We start from the raw sequence: 19482 nt of genomic DNA, 5'->3' as shown, positions 1-19482 counted from the left end.
CCCCGCGCCCCCCCCCGCGCCCCCCCCCCCCCCCCGCCCCGTCCCCCCCCACCCCAGCTGCCGCGGGGGGGGTGCCCCCCCCCCCCGGGGGGGGGGCCCCCCCCGGGGGGGCCCCCCCCTCTCATGTCGTCCTGAGAACCGCCACGTCTCAGAAGGTCAGGTCGTCTCAGGCGCGGGCGCGGGTCGGAGGCGAGGCTCAGGGCCAGGTCGGGTCGCCCGAGGGGTCGACGGGGTCGGGAATGACATCGAGGCGTTGAAGGAGAGTGAGAAAGGTGGAGGCATAGGGGGAGTCCCGCACGACGGCGGCGACGTGGTTCCAGTCGACCTGCTCGCGCAGGGCACGCACCTGCGGCAGCAGCGAGCCGTAGTCGCAACTGTGCTCGGAGAGCGGCAGCAGCCACGAGATGACCAGGTCGGTGGCCTCCAGGACGGGCAGGATCACCGCCGAGGCCTTCATCGGCTCCGCGCGCTTCAGCAACTCGGGCGTGACCGGGTGGTCGCAGATCGAGAAGATCAGATCCACCAGCCTGCCCTCGTCGAAGGCCTTGACCAGCCAGTCCTCCGGCGGCTGCCTGGAGGTCTCGAATCCCAGCTTGCCCAGCGCCTCAAGCGCGAGCGGCACGTCCTCCTGGGGAAGGACGAAATCGACGTCGTGGAGCGAGGGGGCGGCTCCGCGGGCGTAGGCCGCACAACCTCCGGCGAGCGCGAACCTGACATCCGCGTCCTTCAACCCGCTGCTCGCCCGCTTCAGCGTTTCCAGGATCGCGTCGGTGACCTCGTGACTGTGGCTTCCCATAACCCACGCGTACCCCATAGCCCTCCAGGTAGGCATGTCAAACCTTTCCTTGGGTAAACGATGTGCATGATTCACCCCGAACCCTCGCAAAAAGAACAATCAGCGCCCGGAGAGACACACAAGGAGCGGGTCGACCGCGAACTCGGCGAGTTGTTACAGGGCCTGCGCGTCGCCGTCACCGGCGTGCAGGTGCTTTTCGCCTTTCTCTTCAGCCTGCCATTCGCGGCGGGCTTCGAAAAATTGGACGACCTGGGGCACCTGCTGTTCTTCATCGCCCTGCTGAGCGCGGGCGTCGCGTCCGTTTGCTTCATCACCCCGGCCGCCCAGCATCGTCTCCTGTTCAGGAGCAACCTGAAGGAGAAGATGCTGCACCGCGCCAACACCCTTGGCATCGCGGGGGCCGCCGGACTCGCGGTCGCGATGACGAGCACGGTCGCACTGGTCGCCGAGACGGTACTCAACGCCTGGCCCGCGGCGTTGTTCGCCGGGGTCGTAGCACTGCTGAGCGCCTGGCTGTGGTTCATCCAGCCGCTGGTTGATCTGTACAGAACCAAGGATGAGGAAGATGTTAAGTAGTGAATTGTGAGGGCAGAGGCCGGTTATGGCTACTTTGCTTTGGATCATCGCAGTCGTCCTCGTCATCTCCGGGATCTATGTCATCCTGGCCCGTCGCGACCTCCTCTGGGGGATCGTCCTGATCGTCCTCGGCTTCCTCGTCGGCCCCGGGGGTGTGAGCATCTTCAATGTGTGACGCGAGCCTCGCGCTCGCGACAACACAGATCGGTGTGAGCCGAGAGCTCGCACACCGTCCAGGTGCGGGCCACCCGACCCGCACGCCGGTTCCGTGCGGTCCGATGTCCGTACGCCGTCCGGTGCGGCCCTGAGGCCGGCACCATTTCTCGAAGCGGGTTTCACACCCGCGAGAACGTTCGCAGGAATGTAAGCGCCCCGAACTCCCATAAGAAGCCTCGCGGGCCGGGTATTCCCCGGCCCGCTTCTTCTTGTCCAATTGTCCGGGATACCGGTCGGCCGAGATATGGGCCCGCCTCTTCCTGTGTCGGGATAAGCCCACTTCTCCCTAGGCCGGGATATCCGAGATACCCGCCGAGATATTAACGGATATTTGCATCATTCGGCACCCGAACGTGAGGCTCCCGTCAGAGGAGATACACCCCGTACGCCCGGCCCAGCACCGGCAGCGCCACATTACGCACCCTGATGCCTCCCGGCGTCACGCCCTTCTCCGTACCCGAGTGGGCGTGACCGTGGATGATCAGGTCGGCGCCCTCGGCGTCGACCGCCTCGGCGAGCAGGTAGCTGCCGAGGAACGGATAGATCTCCAGCGGTTCCCCGGCGAGGGTGTCCTTGACCGGCGAGTAGTGGGACAGCACGACCGTGTGGTCGGCCTGCAGCTCCTTCAGCGCGACCCGCCAGCGGTCGGCGATCCGCCTGGTGTGACCGACGAACGCCTTGATCTCCGGCTCGCCGAAGTCGCTGGCGCACTTGCCCGCGTATCCCCCGCCGAAGCCCTTGCCGCCGACCACGCCGAGCCGCACGCCGTCGATGTCGAGCACCGTCGCGTCGTCGTGCAGCACCTCGATCCCGGTGTCGCACAGCAGGGCGGCGATCTCGGCGGGCTGGTCGGAGTGGTGGTCGTGGTTGCCGAGCACCGCCACCACCGGAATCGGCAGGTCGCGGAACTCGTCCGCCACCACCCGCGCCTCGTCCATGGTGCCGTGCCTGGTCAGGTCCCCGGCGAGCAGCAGGACATCGGCCTTCTCCCCGATGTCGTGGAGCCGCTCGCGGTAGCTCCCCCTGCGACTCTCGTCCAGGTGTACGTCCCCGACCGCCGCGATCCGCACGTCTCTCACAGCCTCTCCTCCCCCACCGGGCCCCGTACGTCCACGATGTCGATCTCGTTGTGAACCTTCAACCCGGGGGCCGCCTCACCTGCCACCTCCGCGATCAGCTCGCGGCGCTCGGAGCCGACGACCTGGCCTCGCAGGTAGAGCTGATCGCCTCGAATGTCCACCCGGATACCGAGTTCCGTGGTTCTCTCGTCCTCGGCGAGCGCGCGCTGCACGCGCGCCGCGACGTACTGGGGAGCCTCCATCGCCGAACTCCTTTCCGTCGGAAACTCCTCGCCTTCCCGCGAATTCCAAGGTCAAACACGTTTAAAACCCCCGGTCAGGGCAGGGTAGAACCTCATGCCCAAGACGCAGGCACGCCTGCCCCGTACACCCGGTGGAGACGTGTCCATGAAGATCGCGATGGTGTCAGAGCATGCGAGCCCCCTAGCCACCGTCGGCGGAGCCGACGCCGGGGGTCAGAACGTCCACGTAGCCGCCCTCTCCCTCGCGCTCGCCGCCCGCGGGCACGAGGTGACCGTCTACACCCGCAGGGAGTGCCCCTCCCAACCCGACGAGACCTCCCTGGCCCCCGGGGTCACCGTGGTCCACGTACCGGCCGGACCCGCCATGACCCTGGCCAAGGACGATCTGCTCCCCTGGATGCCGGACTTCGGCCGGTGGCTCGCCAGACGGTGGAGCGCCGTACCCCCCGACATGGTCCACAGCCACTTCTGGATGAGCGGCCTCGCCGCCCTCGCCGCGGCGAGGGACGCCGCCGTCCCCATCGTGCACACCTTCCACGCCCTCGGCACGGTCAAGCGCCGCCACCAGGGACCGGCCGACTCCAGCCCGCGCGAGCGTCTCAGGATCGAGGCGATGGTCGCCTCCCAGGTGGACGCGGTGATCGCGACCTGCGCCGACGAGGTGGCGGAACTGCGCCGGATGCACATCCCCCGGCGCCGGACGAGGATCGTGCCCTGCGGCGTCGACGTGCGGTCCTTCACCCCCTCCGGTCCGAAGAGGGACCTCGGGCCGGGGCCCGTCCTGCTCGCCATCGGCCGTCCCGTACGCCGCAAGGGCGTGGACACCACGATTCACGCCCTCGCCCGCATCCCCGGCGCCACCCTGGTCGTCGCCGGGGGTGAGGTCGACGACCCGGAGGCGAGGCGGCTCTCCCGGGTGGCCGCCAGGTGCGGCGTCGCGGACCGCGTGAGGTTCCTCGGCAAGGTGAACAGGCAGGACGTCCCCACCCTGATGCGTTCGGCGGACGTCGTGGTCACCATGCCGTGGTACGAGCCGTTCGGCATCGTTCCGCTGGAGGCGATGGCCTGCGGTGTTCCGGTGGTCGCGTCCGCGGTGGGCGGGCACCTGGACACCGTCGTGCCCGAGGTCACCGGTCTGCTGGTCCCACCGCGCGAGCCGTACGCGCTGGGCGGCGCACTGCGCCGGCTGCTCGCCGCGCCGTCCGTGCTGGCGGCCTACGGCGCCGCGGCCGTCGCGCGGGCACGGTCCCGCTACGACTGGAACCGGATCGCCGCCCAGACCTCCGCCGTGTACGCGGAGGTGCTCTCCTCCCGCGTCCCGGCGCGGCGGGCGACCAACGCCCGCCCGTGTCCCGGAGCCGCCTGACGGTTTCGGACGTGCGGAGGCCCCCGGTCCCTCGGACGGGATCGGGGGCCTCTCGCGCGAGGTCGGCCGCCGACGGTGACGACGGCCACCTCACAAAGTCACTTACCGGTGGCTCTGTGGATGCTCCGGGCGGCGGAACGATCGATCGCGGCCCTCACCACGCCGAAGATGGCGCCCTGGATGGCGGACGCCACGAGGATCTCGCCCCAGCCGTACTCGTCCGACGTCGCCTGGGGGGCGTCGTCCTTGCCCGACGCGAGCTTCCAGACCTGCTTGAAGATGACTCCGGCGATCGCGCCACCGAGCATTCCGCTCACGGCGCTCGCGCCGCGGGATACGACTCTGCTCACGTCCTCTGCCCTCCATTCGCGTTCACTGAAGCGGCCCGCCTACCCACGCGAACCAGTCCATAACGGATCCGGAACGACGGGCGACACCCACTGACGGTGCGGCTCCCCTGCGGGAGAGATCCGCGGTTCACACCACCGGAGGGTCGTTGTAGTGACGCTCCTCGTAGGTGCGGCGGTGGGTGACCGGGTCCTCGATCACCGTGGTGGCCGTGGTGTCCGCCACCGCCCGGCGGGCGAGGCTGAGCCGGTACACGGCGAACAGGAGCCACGCGAAACCGCCGATCATCAGGATGACACCGACGACGTTGATGTCGAAGCCCGCGATGTCGAATTCGACCGCCCACGTGAGAATGGCGCCGAGCATTATGAGAACGATGCCGCCTGCGATGGTCATGGGATCTCCTCCTTCGAGCCAACGCATCCCCTCTATCCTCCGTACGGATCTCAAACGTCACCCGGTGGCGACAGACGCGAACCCCGGCTTCTCGCACGTCGTCACAGGCATGGACGGCCCCCGAAAAAGACCGGAAAAGACTCGGCCGCGCCCCCCGCGACGGTGGGGGCGCGGCCGAGGGCATCGCGCGGAAGGTGACGGCACTCCCCGGTGAGGGATACCGGACGGTCCACCGCCTCGGGTGGGCACGAGCGGCGATCCCCCGAGGCGGGGCACCGGGCGGCCTACTCCGCCGGCAGGACCGCGCCCTTGTACCTGTCCTCGATGAACTTCTTGACCTCGGGGCCGGTGAGGAGTTCGGCGAGCTTCTTCACACGGGGGTCCTCCACCTTGGCCGGGACGGTGACCAGGCCGTTGGCGTACGGGTTGCCCTCGCCCTTCTCCAGGATCAGGGAGTCGGTGGCGGGCTGCAGCCCGGCCTCCAGGGCGTAGTTGCCGTTCACGATCGCGGCGTCCACATCCTCCAGGGAACGCGGCAGCTGGGCCGCCTCAAGGGGCTTGAACTCCAGCGCCTTGGGGTTGTCGGCGACGTCGCGTTCGGTCGCCTTCACCCCCACGCCCTCCTTGAGGGTGATCACGCCGTTGTCGGCCAGGAGCTTGAGCGAGCGGCCGAGGTTGCTCGCGTCGTTGGGCAGCGCCACCTGGGCGCCCTGGGCGAGCTCGGAGACGTTCTTGATCTTCTTGGAGTACAGGCCGAGCGGCTCGATGTGCACCGGGGCGACCCAGCTGAGCTTGATGTCCTTGCCCTTGGAGAACTCCTCCAGGTACGGGATGTGCTGGAAGTAGTTCGCGTCCAGGTTGCCCTCGTCGAGCTGGGTGTTGGGCTGGACGTAGTCGGTGAACTCGACGATCTCCAGGTTCAGCCCGGCGTTGGCGGCGAGGTTGTCCTTGACGTACTTGAGCACCTCGCCGTGGGGCACGGGGTTGACCCCGACCTTGAACGGCGCGTCGGCGTTCGGTGTGCCGCCGGCGGGCTGGGCCGTGTCGGTGGACGTCCCTCCGCACGCGGCCAGGGTTCCGGCCAGGATCAATCCGGCCACGACCCCAAAGATCTTGCGCATGACTCCCCCTAAATTCCTACACATCAAGTAGGAAATATATCTCACAAAAGGGAGTGCAAGGACAAATCTCTACTGATCCGTGCAGATCTTTACTCTCCGCGCAGGCTCAGCATCCGCGCGATCTGCGCCGTACGCGAGACGTCGACGAGCCTGGCCATCTCCGTGACCTCGGGGTGCAGCCCGGTCGCGACCTCCACCTTGGCCATCTGGGCGGCGTCGTCCTGCTGGGCGATCAGCATGTCGAGGAACCTGCGCTCGAACTCGGCGGGCGGGGCGGCGATCAGCGCCGCCACCTCCTCCTCGCTCACCCCGGGCATCCCGCCGTGGGCGGCGTGCTCGTCGTCCTCCGCGGTCGCGGGCTGCCCCCATGCGTCCAGCAGGCCGGACATCGAGACCGACTCCCGCTCCTGGGTCACGCCGATCGCCTCGGCGAGCTCCCTGACCTCCGGGCGGACCTGCCGTTCGCGCACCAACCGCACCAGCCGTACCCCCTGGGCGTTGTGGGGCACCATCATCTGCAGGAACATCACGTCGGGAGGGTTGAAGGCAACTCCGGCGGCGGTCCCAATGGGCGGGGCGGGCGAGGGAGTGGGCACTCCCGTACCGGCGCTCCGCACCGAGTGATCGGCCCCCTGGGCGGCCCCCTCCCCGGAGCCCTGGCCCGAGCCGTGTGCTGGGCCGCCGTGCGTCTCCTGGGTGGGCGTTGGCCGGGCGGGAACGCCGGCGGCGCCGTGTGCCCCGTGACCGGCGGGACCTCCGCGGAGCTCCTGGATGCTGTCGGCGCCGCAACCGGAGAGCAGGAGGGCCCCCAGGACCACCGCCGGGACCGCTGTGACCGCACGCTTCAAGACGAACTCCTCGGTTCTCGGGAGATTCCCGGAAAGAACGACGGGTCCGGCCGGGGTGGTGATCACCACCCCGGCCGGATCTCACCGGATCAGAGTCGTCGCCACAGGGCGGGGACGTTCGGCGGCTCCCAGCCGGCCAGCGCGGTGTGCGCCTGCAGGCACTGGTAGGTCGCGCCGCCGTAGGTCACCGTCGCGCCCACCGCGTAGGCGGTGCCCGCCTTCCAGGTGCCGCCCGGCTGGCTCGTCGGGGTGGGCGTCGGGGTCGGGGTCGGCTGCGTGGGAGTCGGCGTCGGGGTCGGAGTCGACGTGGGGTTGGGGTTGCTGCCGCCGAAATTCACGTCGGAACAGGTGTAGAAGGCCTCGGTGCTGCCCACGACACGCTGCCAGATCGAGAAGATGAGCTGGCGGCCACTCCGCTGCGGGAGGTTGATCGTCCAGTTGGTGAACTGGGTGGGGTTCTGGTTGTTGAAGGTCCTGATGTGCTCCAGATCCGACCAGCGCAGCGGCTGGGTGGGACTCCAGCTCTGCTTGGTGATGTAGAACTCGAAGTTGCTGTTCGCGTGCGGCGCGGTCGCGTGGTAGGTGACCGTGAGCGGTCCCGGGGAGACCGAGGTGGCGGGCCAGTCGGCCCTGGCGAGGTTGAGCCCGCGATACTTGTCACGCCCGGCGCCGCACAGCTGGCCGTCGGGGATGATCTGGCGGTGGTTGCCACCGGCTTCGAGCCGGGACACCTCGTGCCAGTCGTAGAAGGCCTGGGTGCCCCCGGCTGCGACGGCCGCCTTGCACGCTGCCGACTTGGGGGTCTCCGGGCCTTCCGTCTTGCAGACGTACGCCCGACTGGGCGGGTTCGACATGGACCCGTGGGCGACCGCCGCGGTGGACGGCAGCAGAGCGAGCACGGACCCTACGCTGATCGCGGCGGCGGCACCGGTGGCCACCTTGTGTCGCAGATGCACGTGGACTCCTCCTGGAGAGAGAAATGGGAGGCAGGACTGTCCAACGAGCCGACGGATAGCACGTTATTAACAAGAAACCTTACTAAGGATTTCGGTCACAACGCCAGCGATACGCAGATATCAGTCCGTGACCAGCACGACCTTGCCCTGTCCGTGCCTGCCTGCGACCTCGCGGTGGGCGTCCGCGGCCCGCTCCAGCGGATAGGTCCTGCGCACCGGAAAGACGAGGTCGCCCTTGGCGTACAGGGCGGCGAGCTCGGCGAGGCGGGACGCCTGCCTCACCCCCTGGGTCACCTGCACCCCCAGCTCCGCGGCCCTGCCGTGCTCGACGAGCGTGACGATGCGCTCCCCCTTCACCAGTTCCAGGGAGACGTCCAGCGCCTCGCCGCCCGCGCCGTCCACGACCAGGTCCACCCCATTGGGAGCGAGGGCACGCACCCGCTCCGCCAAGCCCTCCCCGTACGTGACGGGGGTCGCGCCGAGCGCGCGCAGGTAGTCGTGGTTCTCCTCGCGGGCCGTGCCGATCACCGTGGCCGCCCCCCAGAGCCGGGCGAGCTGGACCGCCGCGGTACCGACCCCGCCCGCGGCGGCGTGGACCAGGACCGTGTCCCCCTCCCCCACCCCGAGCTGCCGCAGCGCGATGTGGGCGGTCTGGGTCCCCGCGGTGAAACCGCCCGCCACCTCCCAGGGCATGTTCGCGGGCTTGGACGTGACGTTCTCCGCCGGTACGACCACGTACTCGGCGTAGCAGTTCAGCAGGTCGAAGCCCAGGACCTCGGCTCCGACAAAGACCCCGTCCACGGATCCTTCCACCCCCTCGCCCACCTGGTCGACCACCCCCGCGAACTCGTTGCCCGGCACCCGGGGCAGCTCACCGCTCACCCCCTGCGGGGTCCACCCCTCCCGAATGGCGAGGTCGAACGGCTGTACGCCCGCGGCCCGCACCCGCACCCGCACCTGCCCCTCGCCCGCCTCGGGCGTCGGAAGCTCCGCCACCCGCAACACCTCGGGACCGCCGAACTCGAAAAACGCGGCTGCCTTCATGGGATTCCCCTTCGCTCGCGTACGCCTTCGCTCGCGTACGTCGCCGCCCAGCCTGCAACCTCAAGCTTGATCGAGGTCAACACACCCGTGCCGGGCACCGCCAGGGCGTCATGTCGGCCGCCACCGCGGCCATACCCGTGGTCGCGGCGAACAGCTGTCGACGGGGCAGTCCCAGCTTGCGCCCAAGGGCGCCGCCGCCGACCCGTGTGGGCCCGGGTTCGCACATCCCGTCCTCGCCGATGCAACTGCTCCAGTAGGTGTCGATCTCCCAGAAGTTTCCGCTTCACCGGGCGCCTTCGGCTTCTGACTTGACTGTGCCGTAGCGGCATGGTTTGTGATGCGTCCATGAGTCGAAGTACCTGGGTTTATCTGGGGTCGTACAGTCTTTCCCTGCTGGGGAACGGGGTCGCGTCGGTACTGTTCCCGTTGCTGGTGCTCGCGAAGACCGGTGACATCCTCGCCGCCGGTGTCCTGGCGTCGGTGACCGCCGCGGTTGCCGCGGTTGTGGGGATGCTCACCGGGGTGGTCGTCGACCGGGTGAACCGGCGGACGGTGTCGATCGTCAGTGACGTGTTGTCCGCGGCGTCGGTTGCCGCGGTCCCGGTCGTGGATGCCCTGTGGGGGTTGAACCTGACGTGGTTCATCGTGCTGGGTGTGATCGGCTCGTTCGGGGACATGCCGGGGATGACGGCGCGGGAGACGCTGCTTCCCCGCCTCGTCCAACTCGACGGCGGTAAGCCGGGTGCACTGGATCGGCTGGTAGGTGTCCGCGAGTCGCTGGCGGGCGCGCTGATGCTGATCGGGCCCGGCCTGGGCGGGCTGCTGGTGTGGCTGGTCGGTGTGAGTGCCGCCGCGTTGTTCATCACCGCCGGAATGAGCCTTGCCGCGGCGTTGCTGTCGTTCGCGATGTCGTCCCGCGTGGGAGAGATCACCCTGACCGATGTTCGCACCGCGGGGGCGGGTGTTCGCGGGGTGTTCACCGACCTGGTGACCGGGTGGCGGTTCCTGCTCGGGCACCGACTGGTGCTGGGTGCGAGCCTGCTGTCGGCGGTGTTCGTCGCGGTGATCGTGGCGTTGCAGGCGACGATCATGCCCGCCTACTTCACGAGCGAGAACCTGCCTGAGTTCAGCGGGTTCGCGGCAACCGGTATCGCGCTCGGCGGCCTTCTCAGCGCGGGCGTGTACGCGGCGACCGTGGGAAAGGTGTCGCGCCGCGCCTGGTTCGTGATCGGGATGGTCGGCATAGGCATCGGATTCACCGTGATCGGCATGATGGCGGCGCCCTGGACGGTTCTGGCCGCGGCCGTGTTCATCGGCCTGACCAACGGCCCCATGTCCGCGGTGCTGGGGGTGGCGATCATCGAGGCGACTCCGGATCGGATGCGCGGACGTGTGCTCGGTGCGCAGAACGCTCTCATGCTCGCGGCACCCGCCCTCACCTCGGCTCCCATCGCCGCGATCGCTTCCGGGTTCGGGCTCGTGACGGCGGGGATCGGGATCGCGGTCGTGATCGTGGTGACCGTCGTGGTCGCGCTGTGCGTCCCCGCGTTCCGGTCGTTGGACACAATAGGTGTGGCAGTGGACGCGAAGGAGGGGTGATCGTGGCGTGGAGCACCAGGCAACTCGCGGACCTCGCCGGCGTCACGCTGCGCTCGATCCGTCACTGGCACGACATCGGGCTCCTGCCCGAACCCGAACGGCTCGCGAACGGCTACAAGCAGTACACCGCCCAACACCTCGTACTCGCGCTGCGCATCAACCGCCTCGCCGGCCTCGGTTTCCTCCTCGACGACGTCGCCCGGATGCTCGATTCCGAAGAGGACGGCCAGAAATCCCTGCGCGGACTGCGCACGGAACTCGACACCAGAATCGCCGACCTCGAACGTATTCGATCCGAGGTCGACGAGCTGATCAGTCTCGGGGTGTCACCTGATCTGTCTCCCGAAGCACTCCTCGCGATGGAGGCACTCGGCAACGATCCCGCCTCACGCAACGTCGCCCTCTTTCTTACCCACCTGATACCGAAGGAGGACACGCTCACCTTCGTCAGGGCCCTGAAAGACGCACCCGAGGACCTCCTTCACGTCAACACCGCGATCCAGGAGCTACCCGCCGACGCCTCGGAACACGAGATCGTCCCACTCGTCGACCGTGCGGTCGCCGCGATCCGCGTATTCCTCGCCGCCCACGGCAACGCGCTCCCGGACTTCCCCGACAGCGCCAGGGACCGAACGAACACCGACGCACTGACAGCACTCATAACGGAGCACATGAATCCCGCCCAGCGGCACACCATGCGACTCATCGGCGAACACTTCGACCGCAGCCCCGAGTGGGACATCATGTTCGGTGCCGCCACGCTGTCCCCGGCGGAGGGGCGATGCGCACCCGCGACGGTGCCGGGCGGGTCCGATCCTGGTCACCGCGCTAGACGAAGGCCGTGACGCCCTCGTATTCCGCTGTCGGGGCGGCGCCGGCGGTCTCGTACTGAAGCAGCAGCAGGCCTTTCGCCGTCACCTCGTGGCGGACGAGTCGAAGGCCGACGGGTCCGCTCGGACGGTCGAACAGCCGCCGCCCCGAACCGGTCACGGCCGGGGCGACGACGAGCCGGAGCGTGTCGACGAGGCCCGCCGCCAGCAGGGCGTTGCCGAGCCGGGCACTCCCGTGGATCTGGAGTTCCCGTCCTGGCCGCGCCCTGAGTTCCCCGACGGTCTGGATCGGGTCGCCGCGGAGCACGGTCGTCGGATGCCAGCTCCCTTCGGTGAGGGTGTTGGTCACCACGTACTTCGGCAGCGAGTTCATCCGCGCGGTGTACGGGTCGTCCGGGTCGGTGATCTGGGGCCAGTCCCGGGCGAACGCCTCGTAGGTTCGCCGCCCGAGCAGCAGACCGTCGGCGAGGTCCAGCCAGTCGGAGGTACGCCGGACGAAGAGTTCGTCCAGGTGGGGCACGAGCCAGCCGCCGCGGGCGAAGCCGTCGCTCGTGTCCTCGGTCGGCGAACCGGGACCCTGGCTGACCCCGTCGAGGGTGACGAACTCCGTGAGAACGATCCTCACCGTACGGCCTCGCTCTCCGCGACCACGGCGAGCTGCTTGACGACCGAGCCCACGCCGTCGAAGAAGCCGAGTTCCTCGTGGCGGGCGCGGGCGGCCGGATCGGCGTGCCGGACGATCATCCGGTAGTCCGTGCCGTCCGGGTGGTCGTTCAGCGTGACCTCGGCTGTCATGAGCACCGGTGCCGGGTTCGCGGGGCGCCAGGCGCTGTCGATCGCGTTCGTGTACGCGATCCGCTCAAGCTCGTCGACGACGAGGAAGCTCGCGTCGAGGTGCGGGACGAAGTCGACCCCGTCGTCGCTCAGTCGCGTCACGAGCGCGCCGCCGGGCCGGACGTCGAGGCGGTCGACGCGGCACACGGTCGGCGCCGGAACCCACCATTTCTCGAAGAGGGACGGATCGGTCCACGCGCTCCACACCGCGGCGCGCGGGGCGCGGATGACCCGCTGCAGGATCAGGTCGAGATCGGGATTCACGGTTGTTTCTCCTTTGGATCGGTGACGAGGCGTTCGAGCCGGTCGGTGCGCTCTTCCCAGACCTGGCGCTGCTCTTCGAGCCAGCCGTCGACGAGAGCGAGACGGTCGCGGTTGAGCACGCAGGTGCGCACCCGGCCGAGCTTGACCGTGCGGATCAGGCCGTTCGCCTCCAGCGTCCGCACGTGCTTCATGAAGGAGGGAAGGGTCATCGGGAACTCGCGGGCGAGATCGCCCACGCTCGTCGGACCGCGGCCGAGGCGTCGGATGACGCCGCGGCGCGTCGGGTCGGCGAGGGCGACGAACACACCGTCGAGCTCGGCCGAATACTGTGCCATGCGGCTAAGTATTGCCCGCAGAAACACTTAGCGCAAGAGCAAAGTATTCAGGTCGTGTCCAAGCAAACAGCCCTCGGGGCATGGGAGGAATCCCGGACGCGCGGAGGCCGGGCGTCACGTGCGTGACGCCCGGCCTCGCGGTCCGGTTACCGGTGGGACGGCCTGGTTAGCCGATCAGGTGTCTCATGTCCGCCCTCCTGTTCGGTGATCCCGGCGGAACCGAAGCCACCCGTGCGGAGTGAGACAGGATGCCGGCTCACGTGGCCCCGCTCCACAGGCCGGTGACACCGTCCTGATGCTCGCCGTACAGGCGAGAACCACCTGCGGGTCACACCCACCTCGGTCAGGGTGCCTTCCTCGGGAGGTACAGGTCGACGGAACTGTGGATGATCAGGTGGTCGGAGCAGGGGTGGGTGTCACAGTTACCGGCGTCGACGATGTCGACGCCGGCGATCGGCACGCTGAAGTGGTCACGGCTGAGGAAGGTGTAGTCGATCTTGCGGTTGCCGCCGACCCGTGTGGGCCGGCCGCCCCTGACGGGCTCGCACATCCCGTCCTCGCCGATGCAACTGCTCCAGTAGGTGTCGGTCTCCCAGAAGTTTCCACTCCCCGCCGGGTAGTAGAGCGTGCCGATCGCGGCGTCGTCCGGGGTGAGGTTGAGGTCGCCCATCAGGATGAACGGCCTGGAGTTCGCCTCGGGGCCGAACACGCGGGTCAGCTCCCGGGTCTCGGCCTGTGCTCCGGAGGCGTCACCGTCGGCCAGGTGTGTCGAGCAGGCCTTCACCGACTGATTGGCCGGCGGGAAATTGGCCACGACGCAGGCGACGCTGCGCTCCTCCGTGACCACGGGCTGGTCGCGCTCCTCCAGCTTGTGGTCGCTGGTGAACATGTATCCCTTCTGCTGGGTCACTTCGGCGCGCACCAGGATGGCGTTCCCGGCCTCGTTGCGGGTGTCGGGGAAGACGATGCAGTCGGGGACGAACGTGCGGGACTCCTGGAAGTATCCCTGCATCGCGTATCCGGCCGCCGCCAACTGGTCCACCAGATGCGCGTACTGACGGTCACAGATCTCGTTGAGGGAGATCACGTCGGGGCGGCGCGCCTGCACCTCCCGCACGATCCGCCCGATGATCGGGTAGGTACCGTTGTTCAGGATGCCGCCGGACAGGTTGAAGTGCATCAGCTTCAGCGGCGTGACGGGGTTGAAGCGCACGCCGCTGGTGGCGACGCCACTGGTGTTGCTGTTACGCAGATGCCACTGGAAGGGGCCGTTGGTCAGGGGCAGCGCGACCGCGGGGGTGTCGGAGCCGTTGCCGTCCCAGTCGCCCGTGGCGAAGAACACCGACGACGCACTGCCGCTGCCGTAGGTGAACGTCACATTGGCCGATCCGGCGTTGTTGGTGTTGCGCAGCTGCCAGGTGAAGGGGCTGGTGGCGGTGTTGACGAACCCGATGGTGTCGCGGCCGTCGTTGTTCCAGTCGCCCGCGATGGGCTTGCCCGCACCGCTGCCGTAGGTGAAGGTGAGGTCGGCGCTCCCGGCGGTGTTGTTGTTGCGCAGCAGGTAGGTGTTGGGACTGCCCGGCCGGAACAGGCCCGGGGTGTCGTCGCCGTCCTTGTCCCAGTCTCCGACCAGGGGCTGGGTGTCCGAGGCCGCGCCATAGCCGAAGGTCACGTTGGCGGATCCCGACGTGTTGCTGTTGCGCAGTCGCCACGACGGCGTTCCGCCGGTGCGTACGAAGACCCCCGGGGTGTCGATGTCGTCGTTGTTCCAGTCGCCCACGATCGGGGTCGCGCCACGGTCGCCGTAGGTGAAGACGGTGTCGGGGACGAGGTTGTCGACCCAGAAGTTGTCGTATCGGTCCGTCAGATACCACGTCATCGGGTTCGTGGAGGTGTCCACGATGCCGTACGTGTCCGTACCGTCACCGTCCCAGTCTCCCGAGATGATGACCCTGTCCTGGGATTGCGCCGCGGCCGGTGCGACCTGCGACACGACCGCCATCGGCACCACGGTGAAGAGCGCCGAGACGATAATCGTGACAATCCTTCGTAACACTCGAATACCTCTTTCGAATTCCTCGCGAGGTCGAGGTGAGTTCATGCTGGGTCGGCGAATCACGCAATCAATGAAGCGCATGATTCTCGGCGGACCGGCACGGTCTCGTAGCTGCGGGGCATGAGACGGTGGAAATCAGTCCGCTGAGGCTCCGTTCGGTGATCCGGCACCGATGCGGAGCGGTGAACCCTCAGGCGGCGCGGGCACGGGGGACGATGTCGGTGTCGATGCCGTGTTCGGCGACGGTGCCACGGTGAGGGGGTGTGGTGAGAGCCGTGGCCTCGCCACTCGCGATCGGAGCGGGGGTGCCGGCGAGCCGTCATGGATGTCGGCGGCGGTGACCTGCACCGCCCACGACGTCCGGGAGCACCGGTGACGATGCCGCGTCCTCTGTCGACGCTTCCCCTTCTCAGCGTCGTTTTCCCAGGTGGCAGCGGGTGCGTTGGCCGAGGATGTGACGCCCGGGCGTCGGTCACCCGGGAAGTCGGTTCGAACTCGCACCTTCGGGCGACGCGGACCGGTCGGCGCGGCGAGCCACTGAAGCAGCACCGGGCGAGACGGTTGCCCGCCCCGGCCGGGGACGGATGGTCGTCGCGCCGGGTGGTGCCGGGGCACGGCGGTACGGTCGGGACGAGGAAGGTGCGCAGGTCATGCTCACGCGGTCGGCGCTTGGACGAACCAAAGCCATCAGGCGAGCTCCAGATGTATCGAGGCGAACGCGACTTTCATTCGAACTTGATGGCGAAACTACATTGCCAAACTCCAGGCTGTAAAGCCTTTTCGATCCTGGTCGAAAAGCGTTGAGTTTCCTCACAGGGTGTGCGTCTCATCGGCCGGGAAACGGCCGGAATCCTCGCCGCCGGAACGAAGGAGCACCCCCGGCGAGATGCTCAAGGACTACTGGGACGACTCACGGGACTGAACGCGGCTTTTGGGCGACGTCAGCGTGGCCGGTCTTCTTTCATCGGCCGGCAACGCCGGGCTCGGCGGCTTCCCGTCCGGCATCCAGACCACTGTGAATCCGGTGACTCAAGCGCGAAGGCCGGGCGTCACGAGGGTGACGCCCGGCCTCACGGTCGGGGCCGGTCGACGGGGACACCCGTCAACCGGGGATACCCGTTACCGGCGGGAGCCGGCTAGCCGATCAGATGTTTCATGATCTTCTTGATGGTCGCGGCGCGCTCGGCCGGGGAGGCCACCTGCTCCAGGCCGAAGCCGAGGAAGACGGTGTCCTTCGTCGAGACGGCCGCCGTCTTGTCGGCCTGCGCCCTGGCGAAGTCACCGGCGCCCGTCGGGCTTCCCGGAGGCGGTCCGGGGATCGCCCAGGCGCCGAGACCGGACTCGAAGCCCTCGGCGGCGAGCTGGCCGCCGCTGGTGGTGACCTTGGTGTCATCCACGAACGCGCCGGCACCACCGGTGGCGGGGTCGGTCACGTAGCTGACCGACACCTCGACCTTCTTGCCCGCGTACGCGGACAGGTCGAAGGCGACCGGCTGCCAGCCGCCGGAGCTACCGGTGAAGGCGTTCCAGGAACCGCTCGTCCCGGTCGGCGTGCAGGGGTCGCCCGGGGTGAGGTAGCGCAGCAGCCACGGGTGCTCGTCCAGCAGGAAGCCGGCCTCGCACTGGGCGGGGACGTCGGCGCTGGTTCGGCCGTTGAGGTCGGGCAGGGTCGTCCAGTCGTCCTGGCCGACCGTGTGCGCCTCGACGATGACGTTGTCGTAGCCCTCCTCGGTGTCGTACGAGAGCTGGAACTGGAGCTTGGGCTGCTGCGCGGCGGGGACGGCCGCGAGGTCGATCGTGCGCGTCAGCCTCTTGTACGCGTCGTCGGTGTGCGGGCCCGCCACGTACCAGTCGCCCTCGACCGGGTCGAACGGGCCGGTCGCCCCGACGTAGTCGCCCGAGGCCCAGCTCTTGAACTGGGGGAACTTCGCGGGCGGCAGCGTATTGCTGGTCACCTGCAGGTTGCCCGCCTCGTCCAGCGGGTTGTCGGCGAGCGCCGGGCCGCCGAAGGTGCCGCTCGTGCCGTTCAGTCCGGGGCCGGTGCCGGTGAACCCGGTCGGCCCGACGCGCGGGTTGCGGCCGTAGACACCGAGGTAGTACTGGGCGAAGTCGTCGGCGAGGATGAGGCACTCCTCGAAGAAGCCGTCCTGGGTGCTGATGACGCAGTCGGAGTCCGGTGCGCCGTCCAGGCCGTAGTAGATGCCACCGAGGCTGCTGCCGAAGAAGCCGAAGTATCCCGCGGTCTCCCCGGTGTAGAGCAGCTTGCCTCCCTCGTTGAGGTAGTCACGGACGGAGACGGTCAGATCCTGCTGCTCGCGCTTGACGTCCATGTCGGGAAGCGGGCCGAACGGGGTCTCGGTCTCCACGTCCTGGGCGTCCATCGCGAGCCGGTCGTCACCGAGGTACCAGGCCACCGCCTTGAAGTGGCCGAGCACCCCGAGGTGGTGCGGCACGCCCTGGGCGTCGACGTCCCACGTCTCCGAGGCGTATCCGGCGGTCTGCAGCGCCTGCCTGTACTGCGCCGCGTACTTCGGCGCGGTCACCGACGCCGGGTAGTCGGGGTTGAATCCCGTGTAGTCCTCGTTCGCCACGATGAGGACCTTGGCCTTGGACTTCTTCTCCAGCTTGTACGTGAAGTGCTCGCTCTCCACGGTCCCGACGCCGGGCTTGTGGCCGGTGAACCAGACCTCGACCTTGTCTCCCGGTTTCGCGCCCTCCACCTTGGAGCGGTACTCGGCGAAGTACAGGTTGTTCTCGTCGCCGTACCGCTCGCCGCCCTTCCACTCGCTGAGGCCGCGCAGGCGCACGGGACCGCCGTTGATGCGGAAGCGCAGCTGCTTGGTGAGCAGGGACCGCCGCATGGTGACGGCCACCGGCTGCGGGTCACCGTACGAGACGGTGAAGCTGTCGGGCCGGAAGTCGGGGACCGTGCGGCCCACCGGGGAGACCGGGGCGTCGGGGGTCTTCACGGACTTGGCGAGGTTGACCGCGAGCGGGACGTTCTTGGCGAACTCCGCCTGGATCAGGGCCTCGCTGTCGGGGAAGGTGAAGCCTGAGCCGCCCGCGCAGTCGGCGAGCGTCCACTCGTCGTCGGGGACGCTCTCGACCGCGACCTCGCAGGTGCTCATCTCCGGTGTGATCGTGAGCGCGTCGTGCTTGTTGGTCATGTGACCGTCGGTCTCGCCGTTGGTCGTGTAGAGCTCGGCGCCGATGTCGGGGTCGTAGCCGGGTACGGCCGGGGTCGCGTCGTCACCGAGCAGCGCCTCGAAGACGAGGTCGTCGGGAGAGGGGGTGGCCTGCTGCCAGCCGATGCCGTACAGCAGCAGCTGGGCGGCCGAGTGGTAGTTGAGGATGTAGGTGAAGTCGACCCGCTTGGCGAGGTTGTCGACGGCCTTGGTCTCGGGTTCCGACTGCGCGCTCGGGCCCCGGTAGGTCTGGCTCGCCGGGTTGTCGGAGGAGCCCTCGTTGTCGTAGCCCCACTTGTAGGCGAAGTTACGGTTCAGGTCGACGCCGTCGGCGCTGGTGATCTGGCCGTCGCCGTTGTTGTCGCGGAGGTTCTTGCGCCAGAGGCGGTTGCCCGCGGTGAAGGTGTGGTCGTAGCCGTCGGGGTTGGACACGGGGATGAACCAGAGCTCGACGTTGTCGACGAGCTGGGTGATCTCAGGGTTGGTGCCGTAGCCGTTCAGGTAGTGGAGCAGGAGCCTGCGGTTCATCTCCGGGGTGATCCACTCACGGGCGTGCTGGGCGGACATGTAGAGCACGGCCTTGCGCGCCCCGTCCTTGAGCTGCCGCGCGTTCTTCGTCACCTTGATCGCGGTGAGCGGCTGCCCCTTGACCGTGGTGCCGAGGTCGACGACCTTGGCGATGTTCGGCTTGGCGTTCGCCGCGTTGACGATCTGCTCGCGGATGCCGCCGGCGCCGCTGTACGGCTTGAAGACGCCGTCCCCCTTCGCCGCCTGCCTGCTCGCCGCCGCGGGCCGCTGGACCTTCAGGTCGAGGCCCGCCTTGCCGAGCTGCTCCGCCTGGGCCGCGCCGAGGATCGCCTCGACGCTGACCTTCTCGCCGTTCGCGGACCTGGTGATCCGCAGTTCCTCGCGCTCGACGCCCGACTTCAGCAGCTCGTCCATCTGCTGCGGGGTGAGCTCGCCGACGTAGACGCTCACTCCGTCGTCGCCGTCGGCGGATGGATCGGGTACCGCCGCCGCGGGCGTGCTCACCATCAGGCCCAGAAGCAGGACCGCGATTGCGAGAATGGCCGATCTCGCATGTTTCATTGCGACCTCCGTACATCCCCCGAAAGATAGGAATGCACGAAATCTGGGGGATAGTCGGACCTGAGTCAACGTCAACCCTCGCCATGATTCCGCGCTGACCTGATCTGGTCAGGACGCGTCCGGGGCTTCCGGAGTCACGAGGGGCGCGCGGCGTGCGAGTCCCCGAAGACGCCGTCCGGAGACGTCTCCGGTGAGGAGGGTCCCGGCCGGGGGGGCCCCCGCCCGGGCCCCCCCCCCCCCCCCCCCCCCCCCCCCCCCCGCCCCCCACACCCCCGCGCGCCCCCCCCCCCCCCGCCCGCCCC

General features: G+C 68.6%; 19 protein-coding genes. 5 read left to right on the top strand and 14 right to left on the bottom strand.

Features of this window, described 5'->3' with window-relative positions; translation table 11 throughout:
- Positions 1-196: 196 nt before the first annotated feature.
- Entirely contained in the window at positions 197-796 is a 600-nt protein-coding gene (locus tag ACIBH4_RS21325; RefSeq protein WP_362770346.1) for a hypothetical protein, read from the bottom strand.
- A gap of 66 nt (positions 797-862) precedes the next feature.
- Between ACIBH4_RS21325 and ACIBH4_RS21320 the strand changes: the two genes are divergently transcribed.
- Positions 863-1372: a DUF6328 family protein gene (locus ACIBH4_RS21320; RefSeq protein WP_362770344.1), complete on the top strand. Its 510-nt coding sequence runs from the start codon at positions 863-865 to the stop codon at positions 1370-1372.
- A 25-nt stretch (positions 1373-1397) separates the two neighbouring features.
- Positions 1398-1547, top strand: coding sequence for a GPGG-motif small membrane protein (locus ACIBH4_RS21315; RefSeq protein ID WP_184719841.1), 150 nt, complete (start codon positions 1398-1400; stop codon positions 1545-1547).
- A 406-nt stretch (positions 1548-1953) separates the two neighbouring features.
- Here the strand turns inward: ACIBH4_RS21315 and ACIBH4_RS21310 are convergent, their stop codons facing one another.
- Entirely contained in the window at positions 1954-2667 is a 714-nt protein-coding gene (locus ACIBH4_RS21310; RefSeq protein ID WP_362508228.1) for a metallophosphoesterase, read from the bottom strand.
- Positions 2664-2909 carry a BON domain-containing protein gene (locus tag ACIBH4_RS21305; protein WP_362508225.1) on the bottom strand — a complete coding sequence of 82 codons (246 nt, stop codon included), beginning with the start codon at positions 2907-2909 and terminating at the stop codon, positions 2664-2666. The genes ACIBH4_RS21310 and ACIBH4_RS21305 overlap by 4 nt, the downstream gene beginning before the upstream one ends.
- A 145-nt stretch (positions 2910-3054) precedes the next feature.
- Between ACIBH4_RS21305 and ACIBH4_RS21300 the strand changes: the two genes are divergently transcribed.
- Positions 3055-4275 (top strand): glycosyltransferase, encoded by a 1221-nt coding sequence (locus ACIBH4_RS21300; protein ID WP_399172645.1) that lies wholly within the window; start codon positions 3055-3057, stop codon positions 4273-4275.
- Positions 4276-4373: 98 nt separating this feature from the next.
- Here ACIBH4_RS21300 and ACIBH4_RS21295 read toward each other — a convergent pair whose 3' ends face one another.
- The 6 genes from ACIBH4_RS21295 to ACIBH4_RS21270 all read right to left on the bottom strand — a co-directional run bounded on the left by ACIBH4_RS21295 (position 4374) and on the right by ACIBH4_RS21270 (position 8988).
- Complete coding sequence (locus tag ACIBH4_RS21295) at positions 4374-4625, bottom strand: DUF4235 domain-containing protein (RefSeq protein ID WP_350944918.1); 252 nt, start codon at positions 4623-4625, stop codon at positions 4374-4376.
- A gap of 127 nt (positions 4626-4752) precedes the next feature.
- Positions 4753-5019 (bottom strand): DUF6458 family protein, encoded by a 267-nt coding sequence (locus tag ACIBH4_RS21290; RefSeq protein WP_362508219.1) that lies wholly within the window; start codon positions 5017-5019, stop codon positions 4753-4755.
- 284 nt (positions 5020-5303) lie between these two features.
- On the bottom strand, positions 5304-6140 hold the full coding sequence (locus ACIBH4_RS21285; RefSeq protein ID WP_362508216.1) for a MetQ/NlpA family ABC transporter substrate-binding protein: 837 nt from the start codon (positions 6138-6140) through the stop codon (positions 5304-5306).
- A gap of 89 nt (positions 6141-6229) precedes the next feature.
- Positions 6230-6988 carry a DUF305 domain-containing protein gene (locus tag ACIBH4_RS21280; RefSeq protein WP_362770342.1) on the bottom strand — a complete coding sequence of 253 codons (759 nt, stop codon included), beginning with the start codon at positions 6986-6988 and terminating at the stop codon, positions 6230-6232.
- 89 nt (positions 6989-7077) lie between these two features.
- Positions 7078-7944 carry a lytic polysaccharide monooxygenase gene (locus ACIBH4_RS21275; RefSeq protein ID WP_362508210.1) on the bottom strand — a complete coding sequence of 289 codons (867 nt, stop codon included), beginning with the start codon at positions 7942-7944 and terminating at the stop codon, positions 7078-7080.
- Between the two features lie 120 nt (positions 7945-8064).
- Positions 8065-8988, bottom strand: a complete 924-nt coding sequence (locus tag ACIBH4_RS21270; RefSeq protein ID WP_362508207.1) for an NADP-dependent oxidoreductase — start codon at positions 8986-8988, stop codon at positions 8065-8067.
- A 345-nt stretch (positions 8989-9333) separates the two neighbouring features.
- Between ACIBH4_RS21270 and ACIBH4_RS21265 the strand changes: the two genes are divergently transcribed.
- Both ACIBH4_RS21265 and ACIBH4_RS21260 read left to right on the top strand, forming a co-directional pair.
- Positions 9334-10587: an MFS transporter gene (locus ACIBH4_RS21265; RefSeq protein ID WP_362508204.1), complete on the top strand. Its 1254-nt coding sequence runs from the start codon at positions 9334-9336 to the stop codon at positions 10585-10587.
- 2 nt (positions 10588-10589) lie between these two features.
- The gene (locus tag ACIBH4_RS21260; RefSeq protein ID WP_362765611.1) at positions 10590-11432 is read left to right on the top strand and encodes a MerR family transcriptional regulator; all 843 of its coding nucleotides are present in this window, start codon (positions 10590-10592) and stop codon (positions 11430-11432) included.
- Here the strand turns inward: ACIBH4_RS21260 and ACIBH4_RS21255 are convergent.
- The 5 genes from ACIBH4_RS21255 to ACIBH4_RS21235 form a co-directional block, all read right to left on the bottom strand.
- Positions 11416-12042, bottom strand: coding sequence for a dihydrofolate reductase family protein (locus ACIBH4_RS21255; RefSeq protein ID WP_362508198.1), 627 nt, complete (start codon positions 12040-12042; stop codon positions 11416-11418). The two genes, ACIBH4_RS21260 and ACIBH4_RS21255, sit on opposite strands and share 17 nt — an antisense overlap.
- Positions 12039-12515, bottom strand: coding sequence for an SRPBCC domain-containing protein (locus tag ACIBH4_RS21250; RefSeq protein WP_362508195.1), 477 nt, complete (start codon positions 12513-12515; stop codon positions 12039-12041). Before ACIBH4_RS21250 ends, ACIBH4_RS21255 begins: the two co-directional genes overlap by 4 nt.
- Entirely contained in the window at positions 12512-12850 is a 339-nt protein-coding gene (locus ACIBH4_RS21245; RefSeq protein WP_362508192.1) for a metalloregulator ArsR/SmtB family transcription factor, read from the bottom strand. The genes ACIBH4_RS21250 and ACIBH4_RS21245 overlap by 4 nt, the downstream gene beginning before the upstream one ends.
- A gap of 343 nt (positions 12851-13193) precedes the next feature.
- A complete protein-coding gene (locus ACIBH4_RS21240) occupies positions 13194-14906 on the bottom strand; it encodes an endonuclease/exonuclease/phosphatase family protein (RefSeq protein WP_362765614.1) in 1713 nt (570 codons plus the stop codon).
- Positions 14907-16042: 1136 nt separating this feature from the next.
- Entirely contained in the window at positions 16043-19180 is a 3138-nt protein-coding gene (locus ACIBH4_RS21235) for a M14 family zinc carboxypeptidase (protein WP_362765617.1), read from the bottom strand.
- Positions 19181-19482 lie beyond the last annotated feature (302 nt).

The organism is Streptosporangium sp. NPDC050284, assembly GCF_044459525.1.
Lineage (GTDB): Bacteria > Actinomycetota > Actinomycetes > Streptosporangiales > Streptosporangiaceae > Streptosporangium.
Note: the sequence above shows the minus strand (reverse complement) of the source record. Positions and strands in the feature narration are given on the sequence as shown.